Below are 20,706 nucleotides of genomic sequence, written 5' to 3'. Positions count from 1 at the left end.
TTCCCTAGGTGAGCGGCATGACGACCGAAGCCGCAAGCACGAGAATCAGCCCGGAGACGGACATAATCGTCGCGACGACGGAGTACGTCTTGAACGTCTCGGCCTGCGTGATGCCCGCGATCTTGCTGACGGTCCAGAACCCGCTGTCGTTGTACCACGGCGCGATCATCCCGCCGAAGCCGACGGCCATCATCATGTAGACGGGGTGTGCCGTGAGATCGCCGGTCAGCGGTGCCATCATGGCGGCGCCGGTGAGGATTGCCACGGTGCCCGACCCCTGGGCGACGCGGATCACGGCGGCTACGAGCCAGCCGGCGAACAGTAGCGGCAGGCCGAAGTCGACGAGTCCGTCGGCAATGTACTGGCCGACGCCGGCGATCTCGAGCATCGCGCCGAAGGTCCCGCCGGCCGCGGTGATCGCGATGATGTTCCCCCCGGACTTGATCGACTCGGTCAGTTCGTCGCTGAACAGCGAGCGGTCCCCGTCCATCTCCATCCGGAAGAACGTGAACGCGGAGAGCATCGCCGCCGCAGTCAGCGCGAAGTTCGGATCGCCGAGGAACGCCGCGAGGTCGGCGACGAACGATCCGTCTCCCAAGAGAGCGTCGGTGATCGTCGCGGACGCGATGAAGACGACCGGGACGGCGATCGGGAGCGAGGATTCGAACAGCCCCGGAAGCTGGTCGACCGGCGTCTCCGCTTTCTCCTTGAGGCTCTCCGGGGACGACCCCATCGCCTCACGGAGCGGGAAGTCCTCGCGGCTGTGGAGGAATCGGCCGTAGACGATCCCGCCCAGCAGCGACGTCGGAAGCGCGAGCCCGACCCCCACCAGGAGCGCGAGCCCGACGTCGACGTCGAGTTCGGCAGACATCGCGAGCGGACCTGGCGTCGGCGGGACGAGCATGTGCGTCGCCAGCGCCCCGGCACACAACACGGAGATGTACAGCGAGAACTTCACGCCCGTCCGCGCCTTCATCGACCGTCCGAGCGGTGCGAGGAGGAAGAACACGTTGTCGAAGAAGACCGGAATCGACAGCACGTAGCTACTGCCCATCAGCGCCCACTCGGACTGGTCCTCGCCCGTGAGCGACCGGAACGCGCGGACGATCCGTTCGGCCGCCCCGCTGTCCATTAGGGTCTTGCCGATGATCGCGGCCATCAGGATCGGAATCCCGATCGAGACCATCACATCGCCGAACGACTCGGCGACCTGCGCGGGAACCGCGTCGAACGCGATCTGTGGCGTCACCACCCCGATCGCCATCGCCGCGATGATCAACCCGACGAACGCCGGGAGCTTCACCCATACTAACAGTACCACCGCGATGACCAACCCGATAACGAACGGTATAAGCGGGTTTGAGAGTACCATGCACGAGGAACATCATATCACGGGTACTTATTGATTAACATAATAGACGGTACACGTGATCGGAGAACGCAACGTCTTGCGTTCGAATCGTAATTTACTTGCAGTAATGTGTTGTCCGTTGACTCATGACAGTTGTCGCCGCAGTCGACAGCGGGACGGGAGCGAAGACGGTCGCAGAGGCGGCTGCAACGCTGGCCGATCAGTCCGACACAGCCCTGCACCTACTCTCGGTCTACGAGCACTCGGAACACGAACACCTCCTCAATCAGGCCCTCGATGCGGGAGAGTCGCTCTCGGAGGAGGAGCGATCGAGGGTCGCCACCACGGCCGCCGAAAACGCCGCGGCCGACCTCACCCGAGAGTTCGAGACCGTCGGCCGCCGCGGCAATCCCGCAGCGGAGATTCTCGAGTACGCGAGCGACGTCGACGCCGAGTACGTCGTTATCGGCGGCCGACAGCGCTCCCGGGTCGGGAAGGCGCTGTTCGGCAGCGTCACGCAGTCGGTGCTCCTCGAGGCCGACCGCCCGGTGGTCGTCGTCCCCGAAGAGCCAAAAGAGCGCTGACCCGCTACCGGAGCTACTCGAGTCCGTACGGATCCGGCGGCAGCCGTTCGTCCGCGAACGACAGCGGCTCGAGCGGGCCGACCTCAACGTCCTCGCGCTCGGCCAACTCCTCGGCAACGGGTTCGGAGACGACCAGCGAGTCGGGCTCCATCGTGCTCGGGATTCTGGCGGCCCGAAGCTCCTCCGGTCCCGCGATCCCGGTCGTCGAACAGGCGACGACGAACGCGGTCGCGTCGTCGGGGACGACGAAGGGTATCTTCGCCCGATCGGTCTCGCCGCTCGTGACGATGTTGACGTACGTGTCCTCGAAGTCGATGTCGGCGACGTAGTCGCGGTGGACGAAGTCCGCGAGGCCCACCCCGAGGGCGTTGCCGTGGGAGGGCTCGGTCAGCGAGCGGACGTACACCCGCGTGATCGACGGCGACTCGGGTTCGTCCTCGCCGTGGAAGGAGTACCGCCCGAGGACGTTCGTGTCCATCCCGGTCCCCGATTTCTCCTTCCCGGCCTCGTCGACGACGAGCAGATCGAGGTCGTCGACGGGGAGCTGCGCGAAGTAGCCCCGCGCCTTCTCGAGCAGTTCGGGCTCGCGCTCGGGGATTTCGGCGGCGGGTACGCCCTCGATGTGGGCCGCGCGGTCGGCGGCGTTCTCGAGCAGGGCGATGCCGCCGACGATCGGCGTCTCCTCGAGGAGGATCCCCGCCCGGTCCTGAATCACGTCGGCGAACTCGGTGGCGATAGCGGCGTTGTGCAGCGATTCGGCGCCGCGATGTTTTCCGAGGCCGATAACCGCGATCTTCGAGAGTCCGCTCTCGACGGCGCCGTTGAAGTCTGTGTGGACCTTCACACGGTTCGCGAGGAGGACGGCGTCCGCCTCGAGGGCGTCCTTCGCGGCGTAGACGGGACGGCCGAGCGCGTCCTCGCCGACGGCCTCGACGGCCATCGACGAACGGATCTCACAGCCCATCCGCTCGGGCGTGACGCCCAGCGCCTCGAGAGTCTCGCGCTGGCCCTCGGCGGTCGCCCCGCCGTGACTCCCCATCGCGGGGATGATGTACGGTTCGAATCCCCGCTCTTGGAGTTCGTCGACGGCGGCCGCAAGCGTCGCGGGCATGTCGTGGATCCCGCGGCTACCGGCCGTGACGGCGACCTCCGCACCCGCCGGGAGCGAGTCGAAGGCGTCGATCTCGTCCACTGCGGCCCTGGCCGCGGCCTCGACGTCGTCGACCGACTCGAGCTCCCGCTTGCGGCGGGCGACGGCGAACCGCGGGAGGTCCGCGACGGTGTGGTCGTTGGTCGCCCGCAGGACGTCGGCGTCGGGGAACTCGAGGTTCATCCCTCACCCCTCGGCGGCACTTTGTCCCGTTCGCGTCGACGCTCGGCCATCTCCGCGGCGACCTCGACCGCGTCGATCAGGCTCGCCTCGCTGGCGATCCCCTCGCCGGCGATGTCGAAGGCCGTACCGTGGTCGACGCTCGTACGGACGATCGGAAGGCCGATCGTGACGTTGACCCCGGAGACGGCGTCGTCGCTCGAGAAGCCCAGCGTCTTGATGGGGATGTGGCCCTGGTCGTGATACATCGAGACGACACAGTCGTACTCCCCGCGGGCGGCCTGGACGTAGACGGTGTCGGGCGACTCGGGACCGTGGACGTCGATCCCCTCCTCGGCGGCGCGCTCGACGGCGGGGCGGATCTCGGCGTCGTCCTCCTCGCCCAGCAGGCCGCCGTCGCTGGCGTGGGGATTGAGACCCGCAACGGCGATCGTCGGCTCCTCGATACCGAGGTCGCGCAGCCCCTCGTCGGTGACCCGGATCGTCTCGAGGACGTTCTCGGTCGTCACCAGCTCGCAGGCCTCCCGCAGCGGGACGTGGGTGCTGACGTGGGTGACGACGAGGTCGTCCTCGACGAGCATCATCGAGTAGTTCTCGGTGTCGGTGTAGTCGGCCAACATCCCGGTGTGGCCGGCGTACTCGCTGCCGGCCAGGCGCGTCGACTGCTTGTTGATCGGTGCCGTCGCGATCGCGTCGATCTCGCCGTCGACCGCGAGTTCGATCGCGCGTTCGATGTACGCGAGACTCGCCTCGCCGTACTCCTCGCGGACGACGCCGTACTCGAGGTCGGCGACGGCGTCGAGGTCGAGGACGGGGATCGCGTCCTCGGCGAACGTCGCGTCCGCGACCGCGTCGACGGCCTCGATCTCGAGGTCGGCACCCGAGACGTCGACGCCGGCACGGACCACGCTCGCGTCGCCGACGACGATCGGGTTCGCGTACTCGAGCAACGCCGGGTAGGCGGCGGCAACGATCTCGCTCCCGATGCCGGCGGGGTCGCCCATCGTTACAGCGACGACTGGTCGCTCACTCTGGCTCATCGCTCGAAGCAAGGAAACTCAGACAGTTAACGATACTCCTCCGGTCGCCGAACCCGCCCGCTTTCGTCACGATCGGGGTTCCCGCCGCCGGGCCGTCTCCGATCACGCCCTCCGGAATGCCGTCGACGACCGCCTCGCCGGTGAGATCGATCGCGCTCGCAGAGAGCTCCTCGAGTGCGGCTCGGGCGATCGCCCCGCCCGTCAGCAGCAGTCCCGCCGGCGGATCGGTCTCGGTCGCCTCCGCGGTCGCGACGCCAAGCGCCCGCGCGATCCTCGGGCCCGCGTCGACGCCGCGCTCGGCTGCGACCTCGCTCGCGCGGTCCACGTCGCCTCGCGTAGTCGCCCCCGCGAGAACAGCCCGTCCGTGCGCTCGGCGGACCGACTCGAGTTCCGCTGCGGCGTCCCGGCCCGCTTCGCTGGGATTCGCGACGGCCGTAGCGGGATCGAGTTCGACGAGCCAGTCGTCGGGGACGGCCTCGAGCTGCTCGAGCGTGCGCTCGTTGACGCTGCCGACGATCCCGAGGGCGCTCTCGCCCTCGGGGGTCGCTTCCGGGGGCGACCGCGACGCATCCGGTACCGACACTGCACTCGCCAGCCCACCGCTGCCGACGTAGAGGACCTCGCGATCACAGCGCCGGGCGCCCGCCGCGATCGCCTCGAGGTGGCGATCGTGGACCGCGTCGCAGACGACGATCTCCGGGCCGTCACGTCCGCGATTGGCGAGCGCGGCCGCGACGGCGTCGGCCCCCTCGAGAACCCTCTCCAGGGAGAGGGTCGCGACGTCGTACTCGGAACTCTCGAACAGCGCTGGAAGATCGGAGTCGGTCCCGTAGCCGGCGTCCTCGAGCGGCCGTCCGTCGACGAGGTGGCGCCCGTTTACCGTCACGCGGCCGGTTCCGGGGAAGGCAGGCGCGACGACCGCCAGCTCCGCCCCGGTCGCCTCGAGGGCGGCGTCGACCTCCCTGACGACGTTTCCACGTAGCGTCGAGTCGATCTTCTTGTAGACGACCTCTGGAACGGGGCCACGCTCGAGGAACGAAGCGACGGCCGTGGAGGCGGCGGTGGGCTCGAGGTCGCGGGTGTCGAGATCGACCGCGAGGACGTCCGACTCACCCGAGGACGGTCGGTCTGTGTCGTCGGCGTTCGGCTCCGTGACGACGACCCGAACGGCACAGCCCCGGGCGGCGAACCCGTGTCCGGTATCCATCGCGCCCGTGAAGTCGTCGGCGAGGACGAGTACGCTGCTCATGGCGACGTCTCTCGACCCCGCGTACAAAACGGTTCACCTCTCGGCCTACGGACGTTCAGTGGTTCGGTAGCTGAACCATCGATCTACATTCCTTTCCAAAATGGTTGTTCATAAATAGCTGAACACAAAGCACGATAGTTGAATCGAAGTGAGTCGCGTCTGATCGGCCGTTCATCGCCTCTAATCCGCGACAATCGGCTGTCTGTACCGTATCTCCGCCGAGAAGAGGGATCGATCCCCGTTCGGGTCGACCGATGCCATGACCCGCGGCTCGAGGGGATAGAACACCAGAAGAACCGAATTTCCTGTGACCGGTCGACCGGTCGATTCGCTTTCGAACTCACGGGAGCTTTCGAGCCTCCCACAATACTATAGCAACAAGTAGTATAGCTTCGTTGGTATTTCGGCGGAGAATCGAGACTCGTTCGTCAGTCGTCGGCTGACGCCACCGATTCGATCGCCGAAGACGGTACCGTCCCGTCGTCGTTCCACCCGCGGGCCTCGTAGTACTCCGAGATGGCCGCCTCGAGGTCGGGAAGCTCGTACGGCAGTCGGTCGTCCTCCCGGTCGAAGCCGCGCTGATTGTTGAAGTGACGCTCGAGTTCGACCGTCCGCGCGCCGATCTCGAGGAGGTCCTCGTGGTCGGCGTCGAACAGCGCCTCGAGGCGCTCGTCGGTGACGTAGCCGCTGCCGAACGCACAGACGATCCCCGTGTCGCGGAACGCGGCCTCGTTCTCCCCCTCGACGAGGGCCTCGGCCTTGCCGAGCGTTCCCTCGGGGTCGATGCGACCGCCGTACTCGGCGGACATCACCCGCGACTCGTACATGTGATCGCCGCCGCGGTTCGCGACGGCGTAGGAGAGCCCCTGTCCGTTGAGGACGCGCCCGTCGTGTGCGGCCAGCTCGAGGCCCTTGACGGCGTAGCTGTCGACGCCCAGCTCGTCGTGACAGCGCTCGACGCCCTCGGCGAGCAGGTCGCCGATCCCCTCCCGGTGGGCGATCCGCTCGGTCACGTCGTGGGCGAGTTCGGCGTTGCCGAACTCGTCCTCGCTCGCGAGGTAGGCCGCGACGGTGACGCCCGCGGAGATGGTGTCCATCCCGAGGGTGTCACAGAGGTCGTTGCTCTTCATGACGTCGACGATGTCGCCGACGCCCTGTAGGGAGCCAAAGGCGTAGACCGTCTCGAACTCCGGCCCCTCCGTCTCGAGCCCGCTCTCCTCGTCTCGAGTCGGCAGCTTGCAGGCGTACGCGCAGGCCGAACAGGCGCCTTTCTTGTACTTTTTCTCCTCGACGGCGTCGCCGCCGATCGCGTCGGCGTGTTCGAACTCATACTCCGCAAAGTACCGGGTCGGCAACGAGAACGCCTCGTTGATCATCTCGGTGTTGCCGGTCGTCCCCTGTCGGCGCATCAGGTCCTCGGACTGGGCCGCCTCGCCGTGGATGTCCATCTCCGGCGGGTCCGGAATCTCGACCGACGGTGCTGACTCACCCTCGAACGTGACGCACTTGACGTTCTTCGAGCCCAGCACCGCGCCCAGTCCGCCGCGGCCGAACGCCCGGTGGTCGTACGTCATCACGGAGGCGAACCGAACCTGATTCTCGCCGGCGGGCCCGACGACGACGCAGTGCTCGGGGCCGAGGTCGTGGTGCTCTTCGATGTAATCGGAAGTTTCGGGAACCGTCGCCCCCTCGAGTTCGGGAACCGCCTCGAACTCGACGCGCGGGCGAGACGCCGTCTCGCCGCCCGACGAGTGCGACTCGTCGGCGCCGTCGGTCACGTGGACGGCCAGCAGTTCGTCGCTCTCGCCGACGACCTCGAGGGCGCTGATCCCCGTGTCGACGAAGTTCCGCGAGAGGTAGCCGCCGGCGTTCGTCGAGACGAGGCCGTCGGTCAGCGGCGACAGCCCTGTCATGTTCATCCGACCGGTAAACGACATCTTCGACTGCTGTAAGGGTCCGGTCGAGAGGTAGAGCCGGTTCTCCGGTCCGAACGGGTCCGCCTCGAACGGGATGCGGTCGTGGGCCAGCGCCGTCGCGACGGCCCGACCGCCGACGCACGCCTCGAGATGGTCGTCGATGGTCGTCTCGGTCGCGGTTCGCTCGCCGACGTCGACGGTCAGCAGTGGCCCTTTCGCGCGGAGCATGAACGATCAATCACGAATGAGAGGCTTAAGCGTTCGCCGGCGTTCCGTTGTGGAACGGTTCCCCACATACATTCCTTCAAAAGACTTTCGTGGTGGTGGAGGGCTCTGAGAGTATGGAGTCGCTCAGCAGACGACAACTGCTCGGCGTGCTGGGCGCCAGCGCTGCGGGGCTCGCCGGGGGTGGCTACTGGTACGTCCGCGGCTCCGACACAGTGGACTGTCCGGAGTTCCTCGAGCCGGACCGGGAGTTCTGGGAGTCGACGTTCGACGCCTGGTCGGAACCGGTCGTCGACAGCACGACGGTCTTCGTCGGTGGCGGAGCGGGAATCGTACAGATGAGCTCCGGATCCCGGATGTTCCGGCTGCTCGCGCTCGAGCCGAGCGGAGAGCCGAAGTGGGTCGCCAGGCGTGAACTCGCGGGCGGGATCGGACGCCCCCGACCGACCGACGACCGCGTGTTCGCCTCGACCGGCGAGAACACACTGCTCGCGTTCGACCGCGAGACCGGCGGGCTCGAGTGGGAGTTCGACGCGGGCGGTAACGTCGAGGGACACATGGGCGTCGCGACGCTCGTCCACGACGACACCGTCGTCGCCTCGGTCAACGATCCGGATCACGACGAGCTCGAGGGGTCGAACGTCGTCGTCGGCGTCTCGGCGAGCGAGGGGGAGCTCCGGTGGGCGACCGAACTCGACGCGCCGGTCTCGAACGGGCTCGGGCTGCTCGAGGAGACGGTCGTCGTCGCCACGCGAGCGGGAACGCTGGTGGGTGTCGACCCCGAGACGGGTGATCGACGGTGGGAGGGAGACCTCGAGGGAAGCGTCGACTGGACCGGCAGCCCGGTCTCGTTCGCCGGGAGCGGGTGGATCCCCCGGGAGGACGGAACGGTAGTCGGGTTCGATCCGGCGTCGGGAACGATCCGCGATCGCCTCGCCAGCGACCGGGGTGACGACGAACGCGAGACCGAGACCGACGGCTTCGTCCGGGCGATGCGGGGTTCCGATGAGGCGTTGTACGTCGGCGACCTGGACGGCCGCGTGACCGCGTACGACGCCGACGGATCCGAACGCTGGCAGTACGACGGCCCCGCACGGATCGCCGCACTCGAGGCGGGAACCGACGCCGTCGGCGCCCTCGACCAGCGCGGCGTCTACACCGAACTCGAGCCGGAAACGGGGGACGTGTCTCGAGCGTTCCTGCTCGTCGACGTCCGAGACGACGACCGGTGTGGCAACGTCCCCTCGGAGAGGCGTTTCGGCGGGTTTGCCACGATACGGCATACGCTCGTGGTCACTGGTCGAGTGATGTTCGGGGCGAGGACGTACCCACTTCCACGGCCTCGATGAGCCGGCGATACACATACCTAGAGAAGAATTAACTCCATTATTACCAATTGGGGCCGAGCTCACTATTACTGATATATGCCGCGAGATGTTTCACGAACCTATCTTTCCAGATTTTAAATGATGATATCTAATGTACGTGTTATCGGTGACTAATCACTGTATAACAAAGAAACTGTTCTGATATCTAACTAGTATCGATGACCGAGAAATCCAACGGCCGACGACGGTTCCTCGCTGCCTCCAGTGCAACGGCGTTCGCGGCCGTGGCTGGGTGCATGGATCAGATGAACTCCGCGCTTCCGAACGGCGGGGACGGCAACGGCGACAACGACGACGGTACCGGTGAGGAGACGAGCAGTGCGGAGCCGACAACCGACGATGGCGTCGAATCGCCCGAACTCGCGGTCGAAACGGAGTACGACAGTCGCGAGGAGTTCCGCCAACCGGGCGAACAGCTCGAGAATTTCGAGGATTCCGACGACTGGGACGTCGTCGACGGGACGGCCGAGCCGGACGAGGGGACCTACTTCGACGGCTCCCAGAGTCTCCGGCTGACGGCCGAAGACGGTGGTAACGCCGTCGTCGAAACCGAGATCGAGACGACAGATATGACCGATCTCGACGTTTCGATGGCCGTTCGAACGTCGACGCCGGGCAACATCGCGATCGACATCCAGCTTCTGGATCTCTACGGCGGGTACGCGAGTCACCAGCTCCGGTCGGTCACGTACCGCACGTCGGACGTCGGCTGGTTCCGGACCTGTCCCGGCCTTTTCGAACAGAGTTCGACCCCGCTCGAGCGTGACGCCATCGATACGGTCCGGATCACCGTTCACAACACCGGCGACGCGGAGGTCTGGGTCGACGACCTGCGCACCCACCCGAAACCCGAGAAGGGGTACGTGGTACTGTGCTGGGACGACGGGTTCGAGGACTTCTACGAGACGGCGAGTCCGATGCACGACGAGTACGGCGTCAACGCGGTTCAGGCCGCCGTTCGTCAGTGGACGAGAGGCCAGCGCGACGGAATTATGACGATCGGCCAACTCAAGGAGCGCCAGGAGGCCGGCGACCAGATCGTCGCCCACGGCACGCACACCGAGTTCTCGGATCTCAGCGACGGGGACCTCGACGACGCACTGCGAACGGACAAGAACTGGGCCGTCAACGCCGAACTCGAGGGAGGCCACTACCTCGTCTTCCCGCACAACGACTTCGACGACCGGGTGCTCGATATCGTCTCGAACTACTACTATGCGGGCGGGTTCAACCAGGCCGGCGACGTCAACCTCACCGGCGTCGCCGGCTTCGACCCGCTGGCGATGCCCCGGACGATCGGCCACGACCTGGGGATCGCCAAGCGGTGTGTCGACCGCGCCGCGGCCCACCGACAGTGTACGATCCTGAACTTCCACGCCTTCGATCAGCACAATACGGTGTCCGAATCGGAGTACGAGGAACTGCTCGAGTACATCGACGGGAAGGGCGACGACGTCGAGGTCATCGACTTCGACGACCTCTGGGCGATGCGCCGGAGCGGACACTGAGCGAGCGCGGCGTCGGCTCGTCCGCCGGCGTCCGACGGAGGTCGCAAGACTCAAGACCGCAACCGAGCGTTCACCCCTCGTGAACTATCGCGCGACGGTGAGAGACGCGATCACCGACCTCCGGAGCGATGGGCGCGGGAGGATCCTGCTCGCCGTCGCCTTCGGCTGGTTCCTGTCGATCAGCGTCCGGATGATCTACCCCACGCTGTTGCCCCACATCCGCGATTCGTACGGACTCACGCTCACGACCGCCGGCTTCCTCCTAACGGTACTGTGGATCGCGTACGCGTTCGGGCAGCTTCCCGGCGGTATCCTCGCCGACTGGGCCGGCGAACGTATCCTCCTGATCGTCAGTTCCCTGCTCGCGGCGACGATGCTCGCGCTCGTCGTCCTCGCGAACTCGGCGGTCGTCCTCTTCGCTGCCACGGCCCTGTTCGGCGCCGGGACCGCCCTGTACGGCGTCTCCCGGTTTACGATCCTCGACAAGATCTACCCCGACCAGCTCGGCACGGCGACGGGTGCGACGATGGCCGCCGGAGACGTCGGCAACGCGGTGATGCCACCGCTCGCCGGGGTCCTCGCCGTTACGGTCGGCTGGCAGTACGGGTTCGGGTTCGCCGTTCCCCTCTTTCTCGTCGCCGCGGTCGGGCTCTGGTGGACGCTTCCGAGTCAGTCGACCGCGGCGGCACCGCTGCGCGAGCAGTTCGCACTCGAGGACGTCGTCCCGACGCTCTCGCAGCCGGTCGTGCTCCGGGGTACCCTGTTGCTCGTGCTGTGGGGGGTGATCATCCAGGCGTTCATGGGGTTCTACCCGACGTTCCTGATCGACGAGCGGGGGTTCTCGGCGCAGACGGCGGCCGTCCTGTTCGGGTTCTTCTTCGCGCTCGGAATCGTGTTGAAGCCGATCGCCGGCCGTGCCTACGACGGTCTAGGCGTCCGAGTCCCGCTGCTGACGGTCGTGAGTTCGGCCGGGCTGGCCCTCGTGGTGCTCCCCTTCGTCGAGACCGTCTGGGCGTTCGCCCTCGTGACCGTGCTCGCGAGCAGCCTCCTCGGATTCGAGACGGTCGTGATCTCTGATCTCACGCAGCGACTGCCGGACGGGACCCAGGGGACGAATCTGGGGGCGCTCCGAACCGTCTACCTCGCGATCGGTGCGGCGAGCCCGGTCGTCTTCGGTGCGATCGCCGACCGCGGCTACTTCGACGAGGCGTTTCTCGGTATCGGCGCCCTCGCCGGTGTGATCTTTCTGATCGTGTTCGTCTCGATCGAGTACTGATCGCCGGCCCCATTCGAGATGTGTTGACGGTTCTCGAAACACGGTTTCGCAAGTGAGTAGTGGTGACGCAGCTCGAAACAACACTTTATGCCTGCAGTTCCTTTATACATCCATGAGGACAAAGCCCTATCTTCCAGGCACTCCTGATGTAGAATCGTACGAACCGCTTCTCCAGCGTCAGACCGCGCTGCTCGCCTTCGTCATCGCGTTTGCCCTCCTCGTCTCGACCGGTCTCGCGCTCGACGTCTACTTCGGCTACTGAGACGCGCCGGCCGTTCACGGCTGAGAACGGCGACGGTCGCGTCTCTCTGCTCTTTCCTGCCGTTTTCGGCGAGTTCGGACCCGATCTTCGGTCGAACGTCGCCTCTCGTTCTCGACTCCCGTAGCGACGCCTCGATCCTCGAGCGTCGCGCCGGAAGTCGGTCTCGAACGGTTACTCCCCGCCGGCGAGCTCGAAATGGCCGTCGGCTCTGCCGACGGAGTAGATTAATGTGCTAACACACCCCATATATGGCAAATGGATCCTGTGGAGTTCGTCCGCGAGACGCGGCGGGACCGCACCCGTGCCGAGTTCGCTCGACGAGTGGACGAGCAGGCCGACGCGCTTCGCGAGGCGTTCGCCGCGGGCGCGTTCGAGGGCGGATTCCGCCTCGGCCTCGAGCTCGAGGGGTACGCCGCCGATTCCGAGGGGCGGCTCGCGGCCGTTCCCGAGCCGGCGTTCGACGGCGTTTGCGAGCGGGAACTCGGCCGACACAACGCGGAGGTAAACACGCCCGTCTCGCGGTTCGATCCGGCGGGAATCGACGCTCAAGCGGACGAACTCGCCGACCGCGTCGACGCAGTGAGCCAAGTCTGCAAACGCGAGGACGTGCGGTTCGTCACCGACGGACTGTGGACGACTCCGCCGCCGGAGGGGGCTCGAGCCTACCTGGATGCGGTCGACAGCGACCAGGACGGGACCCGCGTTCCGACGAACGTCGCACCCAGGCCGCGCTACTACGCGCTCGACGCGGATATCACCGCTCACGGCCCGGTCGAACTCGACGTCACGGGCTGTCGGCGGTCGTTCCCGACGATCCTCATCGAGTCACTCGCCGCCTCGATGCAGGTCCACCTCCAGGTGCCGACTCCGAGCTTTCCCGACGCCTTCAACGTCGCGTTGCGCACGGCAGGTCCCGTACTCGCCCTGGCGGCGAACGCGCCGTTCCTGCCGCCGGAGCTGTACGACGATCCCGAAGCCGCCCTCGAGGGACCGGTCGAGCTCCGCGTCCCGGTGTTCGAGTCCATGAACGTCTGCGACCCGGGGAAGGTCAGGTTCCCCCGGGACCTCGAGGCGCCGGTCGACGCGATCGATCGAATCGTCGCGGACCGCCCGTGTGTCCCCGCGCTGCGCGAGTGGCTCCGAGCGGACTCTCGCGAGGGCTTTGCCGACGACTACTGGGAGCTGTTGCACAAGCAAGGCACCTGCTGGCGGTGGATCCGGCCGATCCTCGGTCCCGAGGGGCCGCGCCTCGAGTACCGCCCGCTCGCGGCTCAGCCCGCCGTCGCGGACGTGATCGGCTTCCAGGCGCTGGTCGTCGGCCTCGTCCACGGTATCGTCGCGACCGACCACCCCCTGGCGGCGCTCCCCTGGACGGCCGCCCGCGAGTCGTTCTACGCGGCCGTCGAGAACGGTCTCGAGGCCGATCTCGAGTGGGTTACCCGCGACGGAACCCGAACCGGCGAACCGGCGGAGATCTACGAGGAACTGTTCGAACTGGCTCGGCTCGGACTCGACGACCGGGGCCTCGAGTCCGCCCGCATCGACGCCCTGCTCGAGCCGATCGAGGCGCGGTGGGACGCCCGGACGTCCCCGAGCACGTGGAAACGCCGCGAGGTTCGACGCCGACTCGATGACGGAGCGACGTTCGAGAGCGCAGTAGCGGGGATGCAGCGGACGTACATCCGGCGGGCGACGGCCGGCGAGGCGTTCGTCGACTGGCTCGAGTGATCCGGCCGTCGCGCGGTTCCGCGGCGAGACCCCGGGAGTACTTACGTCTGGGGCGTCACCGTCCGAGTAACCGAAAGAGGCGCTGTCCTTGGCACAGTCGGGAACAGTGTAACGCCAAGGACGTGAATTCTCACGTCACCGGCCGTTTCGTTCCTTCGACCGCAGCCGTTCGGGCTCCGGGACTGTTCGCTAGGACTGCTATGATCGGGTCTACCAATGGAAATCGAAATTGCAACGATTGGCGGTTACGAGGAAGTCGGCCGACAGATGACCGCGGTTCGCGCCGGCGACGACATCGTGATCTTCGACATGGGGCTGAACCTGTCGAAGGTCCTCATACACGACAACCTCCGGACGGAAGGGATGCACAGTCTGGATCTGATCGACATGGGCGCGATCCCGGACGACCGGATCATGAGCGACCTCGAGGGCGACGTTCAGGCGATCGTCCCGAGCCACGGCCACTTAGATCACATCGGTGCCATCTCCAAACTGGCCCACCGGTACGACGCGCCGGTCGTGGCGACGCCGTTTACCTGTGAACTGGTCCGCGAGGAGGTCGACGACGAGCAGAAGTTCGGCTTCGACAACGATATCGTCGAGATGGAGGCCGGCGAGACGATGTCGATCGGCGACTCCGGAGCGGTCGACCTCGAGTTCGTCAACGTCACCCACTCGATCGTCCAGGCGATCAACCCCGTGCTTCACACCCCCGAGGGTGCGGTCGTCTACGGGCTGGACAAGCGCATGGACCACACGCCGGTCATCGGCGACCCGATCGACATGGAGCGGTTCCGCGAGATCGGCCGCGAGGGCGACGGCGTGCTGTGTTACATCGAGGACTGTACGAACGCGAACAAGAAGGGACGGACCCCCAGCGAGAACGTCGCTCGCGAACACCTGCGGGACGTCCTCTACAGCATGGAGGACTACAACGGCGGGATCGTCGCCTCGACGTTCTCGAGTCACATCGCTCGAGTCAAGTCGATCATCGAGTTCGCGCGGGAGATCGGCCGCCAGCCGATCCTGCTCGGCCGATCGATGGAGCAGTACTCCGGTACCGCAAAGCAGGTCGGTATCGACTTCCCGTCGGACGTCGAAATGGTCGGCTACCGCCGATCCATCGACCAGACCTTAGAGCGAATCATGAACGACGGCAAGGGCAACTTCCTGCCCGTCGTGACGGGCCACCAGGGCGAGCCGCGAGCGCTGCTCACCCGGATGGCCCGCGGCGAGACCCCGTACGATCTCGAGGAGGGCGACAAGGTTGTCTTCTCGGCCCGTGTCATCCCCGAGCCCACGAACGAGGGTCAGCGCTACCAGGCCGAGAAGCTCCTCGGCATGCAGGGCGCCCGCGTCTACGACGACGTCCACGTCTCGGGCCACCTCTGTCGAGAGGGCCACTACGAGATGCTCGACGCGCTCCAGCCCCAGCATCTCATCCCCGCTCACCAGAACATGAGCGGCTTCTCGGGGTACGTCGACCTCGCATCCAACCAGGGATACAAGATGGGGCGGGATCTCCACGTGACCCACAACGGGAACATCATTCAGTTGGTCTAAACGGGCTCCGCCGGTTCGGCCCTCACGAGTGCAGCGGACCCGCGTTCGTCGTTCGCGGGCCGCGTGGCTACCCGTTCGTTTCGAACCGAGGCCGGCTCAGTCGGCGAACGTGTCGACCACGGTGCCGGAATCCGCACAGGAGCTGTAGTAGTAGCCGTCGTCCTCGGTGAGTAGCCCCCAGTCGAGCCAGCTGCCCTCGTAGTTCCGACACTCCTCCCAGCCGAGCTGTTCCATTACGAACCAGCCGACCGACCCGCGGACGGCGGTCGTACAGTAGGAGATCGTCTCTTCACCGGGGTCGAGACCGGCGTCCTCGAGCCACAACCGCTCGAGTTCCTCGGGCGAACGCAGCCTCGCGCCGTCGTCGACGAGGTTCTGCGGGAAGTCGACGTTGATCGCACCGGTGATATGACCGTGGCGGGTCACGCGGTCGTCGTCGTCCTCCCCGCGGTACTCCTCGGGAGTTCTGTTATCGACGAGCTGGACGTCGGCGCCGTCCTCGTGGACGCGCTCGGCGACGCGAGCACGCGTCGCGACGACGTTCGTGTCGAGTTCGGGCTCGTACCGCGCGCTCTCGGCGTCTGGGGTTCCGGTCTCGATCGCCCCGTCGGCGGCCTCCCAGACGGTGTACCCGCCGTCAAGCAGGGCGACGGTGCCGTCGTGGCCGATCGCCCGGAGCGTGTAGATCGCGTACGTCTCCCAGAGATTCGACCCCTCGCCGTAGACGACGACGTCGTCGTCGGGCTCGATTCCGGCGTCGGCCGCGATCTCTGCGATCACCTCCGGTGAGGCCTCGTAGCCGTCGTCGGTCTCCTCGTAGTGATTCCGCATCAGCTCGGTGTCGGGGAGCCGGTGGGCGCCCGCGACGTGACCCTCGGTAAACTCGGACTCGTCTCGCACGTCGAGCAGCTTCACCGACTCGAGATTGTCCTCGAGCCAGCTGCTGTCGACGACATCGTCGAACTCGGCGGCTGCCGGCGTCGTGTAGTTCTCCGGATCGTCCTCGCGGAGCGTGCCGAGACAGCCGGCTATCGCCGCGGTAGCGGCTACGCTTGCGGTACGGAGAACCGCTCGCCGCGTCGTTGACCCGGTGTTCATCGTCGTTTCCTTCGCGCTGTGTGTACAACGCGGTTTCGCGGTCGTTCCCGCCGTTCGAACGATCGAGCTCGATCGCCACGGGACCCACGACGGCTCGTTGAGCGAACGAAGCGATCAGTGGTCGAACTGGTTGATGACCAGCTGCGGAACCCAGAACGGCCCCGGCTGGGGCCCCCAGGTCCGGTTGTCGTAGTGGTAGGCGACGACGAAGAAGAACTCGCCCGGAATCTCGTGGAGCGGCTGCTGTGTGATCGGGAAGTCGTCGCCGCTCTCGGCCGGCGGCAGGGTCAGCTCGTCGGGGTGGTCGACGGCCTCGAGGGTGTAGTGGCCATCGCCGTCCGCGGTGAAGGCGTTCTCGCCGCCGTCGTTACCGCCGAGCGGTCGGTGGTTCCCGGGTTCGTGGACGACCCAGACGGTGTAGATGCCATCGGGATAGAGCCCGTCGAACTCGACGGTAACGTGCGAGCAGTTTCGTCCACCCTGACTCGCGCTGGCGGGTTCGACGGTGGCGGTCGCGCTCGCGCCGCTGAACTCCTCCCAGGTCGCCGCGCCGTCGGCCTCGGCGTCCGGCTGAACGACCAGTCGCCGGGACGACAGGAGGTTCGGAACGCCGTGTTCCTGCAGATAGCGGTTGACGGCACCCGAGTTGTGTTCCTCCCGCATCTGCTCGAAGTTCACGAACGGCGGAAACTCCGGCTCCGCGTCGAAGAGTTCGGTCTCCGGGTCCGGCTCATCTGGCAGGCCCTCGCCGTCCGCGGTGACCATCGCGTCCACGTTCGGCCCGGCAGCCTCGATGTGGAACTCGTCCTCGTGGCCGTCCGCGCTGGCGGAGCCGGCCGCGCCGATGCCGACCGCACTGGTACCGAGGACGCCGAGAGCCGTCCGGCGTGTGACGGGTGAGAAGCGAGGCGATTCGGTGTCGCGTTCTGGGGTGTCGTCGTTCATGATAGGTCTGCGATCCACAGTAAGGAGAAGAATAGTGAAGATCCTGCGCGGTCGTGTGTGATAACGCACAACCAAGAAAGAATACTATACCCGACCGCTCGCGGGACGGGACACGGGCGAAACCGTACTTCGGGACTGACGAGGTCGACAGCGGAACGGTGAGCCCGACTCGTCACATAAATATCGCCTGCTCAACACACTAATTGGATGACAGGGTAGGGAAATAAAAACAACCCTGAACAATCTCTCTATACCAACCCAAGAGATGATCTAACCAAGGACAACCCTGGGAAAAGGACGTCGGCTACGCGGGTCGAAGACGCCCGACGCAGTTCCGACAGTACGTGTAGGTGGGGTCGTTCTCGGTCTCGCAGGTCGGGCAGACCCCCGGAGCGGGCGGGTGGGGGTCGACCGTCCGCTCGTGAGTCTGGCTCCAGTACTCCACGCCTGCGGGCTGGTATCCGCCAGATGCGAACCCGTCGAGAGAGTCCTCGCCGTCACCGGATTCCGGAGCGGTGTCGTCGTTGTCGGCGTCGCGCTGGCGGACCAGCAGTCTGGCCCACCACGCCCCGAGCAGGATGACCACCACTGCGATGATGATGGTGTCCATGGTATGTCTGGACGTACCGCTCGAGAGTACTTAGCACATTTTGAGCCGAGCGTGACTGTCCCCGTGAGCGTTTCGTAGTCGAGATCGACGTTTCGGATCCGGCCGACGGCGGAGCTTTATAATCGAACCGACCGAACCCGGAGCTATGGTTTCCCGCGTTCTGGTTCCCTTCGACGACTCCGATCGATCGATGGACGCCCTCGAGTTCGCGCTCGAGGAGTACCCGTCGGCTCGGCTCACCGCCCTTCACGTGATCGATCCCAGCGAGATCTACGCGGCGACCGGGCTCGAGACCGGATCGCTGTCGAACTACGAACGGATCCGCGACGAGCACGAAACGGAGGCCGAAAACCTGCTCGAAACCGCACGCAGACGGGCCGCAGACGCCGACGTCGAACTCGAGACCGAGTACGTGATCGGCGACGTCTCGGAGACGATCGTCGACTACGCCGAGGACCGCGGCGTGGATCACGTCGTGCTCGGCAGCCACGGCCGAACCGGTGCGAGTCGAATCCTGCTGGGCAGTATCGCCGAGACAGTCGCCCGACGATCGCCGGTACCGGTGACGATCGTCCGGTGAACGGACGGTTCGGCTCGTGGCAACTGTTTCACGTCCGTTCCGCCGGCAGAGTGACCGTCGTCACGCCACCCCGCAAAGACAGTACCGTTGCAGAGTCTCCTCCCTCGAGCGCGCTGCTAGCGGCGAAAGCGTGATCTCCGTCGCCCGATTCGTTTGGCCTTGAGGGATCGATTCGCCGTAGCGGGCGCTCGTACCTCGTTCGAACTCCGGCACAACCGTTCGGCCCGACTGTTTTCGGGTCGAAAGTTTCTACGTCGTCGGTAATTATGATGGGGCCTGCCAGACTCCTAACGTATGTTGTTGTCAACGCGCCGGAAGCTCCTCGCAGCGAGCGGCGGAGCGCTCGCAGTCAGCGGGATTCTCGGGTCGGTCGGAACGGCCGCCACGGGCGAGAGCCACGAATCGAACGTCGAGTCCGAAGACGGCTGGACGTCGACCAGAGGAACCCCCGGCAACAACGCCTACTTCCCCGATCGGTCCGGCCCGGAGGCGCCCGTCGCGATCGACTGGGAACGCGACCGCGGCGGTCCGATCGCGGTTCGGAACGGAACAGTGTACCAGACGACCGACGAGGAAGTTCACGCGCTAGATGCCGAGGACGGGTCGGTACGCTGGGAGAGCGACGCCGTCGGCGCGTCCGGAACGCCGGCGATCGACTCCGGAACCCTCTACGTCGGCGGCGATTCGCTGACCGCGCTGGACGCCGACGACGGAAGCGTTCGCTGGCAAGCCGACCTCGAGGACGAGGGGGAGCTCACGCCCCCGAACGTCTACGACGGTGGCGTGTACACCCTCTCCGAGACGGCGCTGTACGCGTTCGATTCGGACGGCTCCGAGCGCTGGAGCTTCGAGGCCGAAGAGGAGTTTTACACGAACGGTGCTCCGCCCGTCGCCGACGGGGCGGTGTTCGCGTGCAGCGAGTCGTACGTCTTCGCACGCGAACTCGAGGACGGCTCCGAGCGCTGGACGTCCGAGATTCCCGACGAGATGGAACGGACCGTCAGTCACGATCCGATCATCGCAGCCCAGGGCTCCGTCGCCGTCGCTATGGACGACGGTGAGGGGCCGTACCCCAGTAACGTCGTCCTGTACGACACCGAAACCGGCGAGGAGGGGGAGCGGTACGACGGCAACGTTCCCGCGACGATCACCGAAGATCGCGTCTACACGAACCCGACGTACGACGCGGCCGGCTTCGACCGCGAAACTGGCGAACAGGTGTGGGATCCCGACCAGCCGATCAAACAAGCCCAGCAGCCGGTCGTCGCCGCCGACGGGATCTACGTCGGAATCGACGGCAGTCAGGAGGACGTCGAGGAGGACGAGCACGGCCTGTTCGTGTTCGACGAGGACGGTGCCGTGAAGTGGTCCGTCGTTCCGGACGATGAGGACGGGGTACCCCGACTAGACGCGACCCTCGTCAAGGGAACCGTCTACGGACGAGGCAGCGATCGACTGCTCGCGATTCGCTCGGAGGCCGAACTCGAGGAGCGCGAGGACGCCGACGAGGAAGCGGACGAAGACGGGGAGTCGGAAAGCGGCGAAGCGGACGACTCGCAGGGTGACGACGGGACGGAAGAAACAGAGGAAGAAGGCGAGGACGGCGACGAGGAGGAAGCCGAAGGGAAGGGAACGGCGGACGACCCGAGCGACGACGACTCTTCCGCGGACGAAGCCGACGACGATGAGGACGTGACCGACGACGCCGATCCCGAGCCCGAGGAGGACGACGCCGAGGCAACGCCCGGATTCACGACGGGCGCCGGGATCGCCGGCGGCGTGCTCGGCCTCGAGTGGCTGCGCCGACGTGCGGGCCCTGAAGAACAGCAGGACTGACAACCCATCCCAGAATAGCCCTCGCTCACGCCTTTTGCACCGCAGTAACCACTGAACACCGAGGCGAGCCGTGGTCCAGCCCTGGAAAACGCCGAACCACGGCTACCGCCCGCCGCTTCTCCGCGAGATTCCCTCCTCTACCGGGTCCGGTGTAGGGGGTCTCGGGCGGCGAACGGCCGAGTGTCCCGACCGACGGACTTTATTCAGTATACCACCG

General features: G+C 66.2%; 17 protein-coding genes. 9 read left to right on the top strand and 8 right to left on the bottom strand.

Annotation, left to right across the window (positions count from 1 at the left end; translation table 11 throughout):
- Positions 1–4 precede the first annotated feature (4 nt).
- Positions 5–1,372 carry an SLC13 family permease gene (locus QA609_RS20890; protein ID WP_278304560.1) on the bottom strand — a complete coding sequence of 456 codons (1,368 nt, stop codon included), beginning with the start codon at positions 1,370–1,372 and terminating at the stop codon, positions 5–7.
- 125 nt (positions 1,373–1,497) lie between these two features.
- Between QA609_RS20890 and QA609_RS20885 the strand changes: the two genes are divergently transcribed.
- Positions 1,498–1,935, top strand: coding sequence for a universal stress protein (locus QA609_RS20885; protein WP_278304559.1), 438 nt, complete (start codon positions 1,498–1,500; stop codon positions 1,933–1,935).
- A gap of 13 nt (positions 1,936–1,948) precedes the next feature.
- On the opposite strand, the gene QA609_RS20880 is transcribed toward QA609_RS20885, so the two are convergent.
- From QA609_RS20880 to QA609_RS20865, 4 genes are all read right to left on the bottom strand, one after another.
- Complete coding sequence (locus QA609_RS20880; protein WP_278304558.1) at positions 1,949–3,268, bottom strand: lactate racemase domain-containing protein; 1,320 nt, start codon at positions 3,266–3,268, stop codon at positions 1,949–1,951.
- Positions 3,265–4,305, bottom strand: a complete 1,041-nt coding sequence (pdxA, locus tag QA609_RS20875; RefSeq protein WP_278304557.1) for a 4-hydroxythreonine-4-phosphate dehydrogenase PdxA — start codon at positions 4,303–4,305, stop codon at positions 3,265–3,267. Before pdxA ends, QA609_RS20880 begins: the two co-directional genes overlap by 4 nt.
- Entirely contained in the window at positions 4,292–5,554 is a 1,263-nt protein-coding gene (locus QA609_RS20870) for a four-carbon acid sugar kinase family protein (protein ID WP_278304556.1), read from the bottom strand. The genes pdxA and QA609_RS20870 overlap by 14 nt, the downstream gene beginning before the upstream one ends.
- 428 nt (positions 5,555–5,982) lie before the next feature.
- Positions 5,983–7,698 (bottom strand): aldehyde ferredoxin oxidoreductase C-terminal domain-containing protein, encoded by a 1,716-nt coding sequence (locus QA609_RS20865; RefSeq protein WP_278304555.1) that lies wholly within the window; start codon positions 7,696–7,698, stop codon positions 5,983–5,985.
- A gap of 113 nt (positions 7,699–7,811) precedes the next feature.
- Between QA609_RS20865 and QA609_RS20860 the strand changes: the two genes are divergently transcribed.
- From QA609_RS20860 to QA609_RS20835, 6 genes are all read left to right on the top strand, one after another.
- Positions 7,812–9,044 (top strand): PQQ-binding-like beta-propeller repeat protein, encoded by a 1,233-nt coding sequence (locus QA609_RS20860; RefSeq protein ID WP_278304554.1) that lies wholly within the window; start codon positions 7,812–7,814, stop codon positions 9,042–9,044.
- Between the two features lie 197 nt (positions 9,045–9,241).
- A complete protein-coding gene (locus tag QA609_RS20855) occupies positions 9,242–10,591 on the top strand; it encodes a polysaccharide deacetylase family protein (protein ID WP_278304553.1) in 1,350 nt (449 codons plus the stop codon).
- Positions 10,592–10,670: 79 nt separating this feature from the next.
- Positions 10,671–11,867, top strand: a complete 1,197-nt coding sequence (locus QA609_RS20850; protein ID WP_278304552.1) for an MFS transporter — start codon at positions 10,671–10,673, stop codon at positions 11,865–11,867.
- Between the two features lie 112 nt (positions 11,868–11,979).
- Complete coding sequence (locus tag QA609_RS20845) at positions 11,980–12,129, top strand: hypothetical protein (protein ID WP_278304551.1); 150 nt, start codon at positions 11,980–11,982, stop codon at positions 12,127–12,129.
- Between the two features lie 255 nt (positions 12,130–12,384).
- Complete coding sequence (locus tag QA609_RS20840) at positions 12,385–13,857, top strand: hypothetical protein (RefSeq protein ID WP_278304550.1); 1,473 nt, start codon at positions 12,385–12,387, stop codon at positions 13,855–13,857.
- Positions 13,858–14,073: 216 nt separating this feature from the next.
- Entirely contained in the window at positions 14,074–15,420 is a 1,347-nt protein-coding gene (locus QA609_RS20835; RefSeq protein ID WP_278304549.1) for a ribonuclease J, read from the top strand.
- 96 nt (positions 15,421–15,516) lie between these two features.
- On the opposite strand, the gene QA609_RS20830 is transcribed toward QA609_RS20835, so the two are convergent.
- From QA609_RS20830 to QA609_RS20820, 3 genes are all read right to left on the bottom strand, one after another.
- Positions 15,517–16,518, bottom strand: a complete 1,002-nt coding sequence (locus QA609_RS20830) for a rhodanese-like domain-containing protein (protein WP_278304548.1) — start codon at positions 16,516–16,518, stop codon at positions 15,517–15,519.
- Positions 16,519–16,632: 114 nt separating this feature from the next.
- Positions 16,633–17,463, bottom strand: a complete 831-nt coding sequence (locus tag QA609_RS20825) for a hypothetical protein (RefSeq protein ID WP_278304547.1) — start codon at positions 17,461–17,463, stop codon at positions 16,633–16,635.
- Positions 17,464–17,767: 304 nt separating this feature from the next.
- Positions 17,768–18,073: a hypothetical protein gene (locus tag QA609_RS20820; RefSeq protein WP_278304546.1), complete on the bottom strand. Its 306-nt coding sequence runs from the start codon at positions 18,071–18,073 to the stop codon at positions 17,768–17,770.
- Positions 18,074–18,218: 145 nt separating this feature from the next.
- On the opposite strand from QA609_RS20820, the gene QA609_RS20815 reads away from it, so the two are divergent.
- Positions 18,219–18,653 (top strand): universal stress protein, encoded by a 435-nt coding sequence (locus QA609_RS20815; protein WP_278304545.1) that lies wholly within the window; start codon positions 18,219–18,221, stop codon positions 18,651–18,653.
- Positions 18,654–18,947: 294 nt separating this feature from the next.
- Positions 18,948–20,489 (top strand): PQQ-binding-like beta-propeller repeat protein, encoded by a 1,542-nt coding sequence (locus QA609_RS20810; RefSeq protein ID WP_278304544.1) that lies wholly within the window; start codon positions 18,948–18,950, stop codon positions 20,487–20,489.
- The last annotated feature ends 217 nt before the right edge of the window (positions 20,490–20,706 follow it).

The organism is Natronococcus sp. A-GB7, assembly GCF_029688865.1.
Lineage (GTDB): Archaea > Halobacteriota > Halobacteria > Halobacteriales > Natrialbaceae > Natronococcus.
This window is presented reverse-complemented; position numbering and strand designations above follow the sequence as displayed.

Excerpts from the sequence above, each read along its gene's own strand:
- QA609_RS20885 (WP_278304559.1), top strand. The coding sequence starts at position 1,498 with ATGACAGTTGTCGCCGCAGTCGACAGCGGGACGGGAGCGAAGACGGTC.
- QA609_RS20840 (WP_278304550.1), top strand. The coding sequence starts at position 12,385 with ATGGATCCTGTGGAGTTCGTCCGCGAGACGCGGCGGGACCGCACCCGT.
- QA609_RS20880 (WP_278304558.1), bottom strand. The coding sequence starts at position 3,268 with ATGAACCTCGAGTTCCCCGACGCCGACGTCCTGCGGGCGACCAACGAC.
- QA609_RS20810 (WP_278304544.1), top strand. The coding sequence starts at position 18,948 with ATGTTGTTGTCAACGCGCCGGAAGCTCCTCGCAGCGAGCGGCGGAGCG.
- QA609_RS20870 (WP_278304556.1), bottom strand. The coding sequence starts at position 5,554 with ATGAGCAGCGTACTCGTCCTCGCCGACGACTTCACGGGCGCGATGGAT.
- QA609_RS20860 (WP_278304554.1), top strand. The coding sequence starts at position 7,812 with ATGGAGTCGCTCAGCAGACGACAACTGCTCGGCGTGCTGGGCGCCAGC.
- pdxA (WP_278304557.1), bottom strand. The coding sequence starts at position 4,305 with ATGAGCCAGAGTGAGCGACCAGTCGTCGCTGTAACGATGGGCGACCCC.
- QA609_RS20855 (WP_278304553.1), top strand. The coding sequence starts at position 9,242 with ATGACCGAGAAATCCAACGGCCGACGACGGTTCCTCGCTGCCTCCAGT.
- QA609_RS20830 (WP_278304548.1), bottom strand. The coding sequence starts at position 16,518 with ATGAACACCGGGTCAACGACGCGGCGAGCGGTTCTCCGTACCGCAAGC.
- QA609_RS20820 (WP_278304546.1), bottom strand. The coding sequence starts at position 18,073 with ATGGACACCATCATCATCGCAGTGGTGGTCATCCTGCTCGGGGCGTGG.
- QA609_RS20835 (WP_278304549.1), top strand. The coding sequence starts at position 14,074 with ATGGAAATCGAAATTGCAACGATTGGCGGTTACGAGGAAGTCGGCCGA.
- QA609_RS20845 (WP_278304551.1), top strand. The coding sequence starts at position 11,980 with ATGAGGACAAAGCCCTATCTTCCAGGCACTCCTGATGTAGAATCGTAC.
- QA609_RS20865 (WP_278304555.1), bottom strand. The coding sequence starts at position 7,698 with ATGCTCCGCGCGAAAGGGCCACTGCTGACCGTCGACGTCGGCGAGCGA.
- QA609_RS20890 (WP_278304560.1), bottom strand. The coding sequence starts at position 1,372 with ATGGTACTCTCAAACCCGCTTATACCGTTCGTTATCGGGTTGGTCATC.
- QA609_RS20825 (WP_278304547.1), bottom strand. The coding sequence starts at position 17,463 with ATGAACGACGACACCCCAGAACGCGACACCGAATCGCCTCGCTTCTCA.
- QA609_RS20815 (WP_278304545.1), top strand. The coding sequence starts at position 18,219 with ATGGTTTCCCGCGTTCTGGTTCCCTTCGACGACTCCGATCGATCGATG.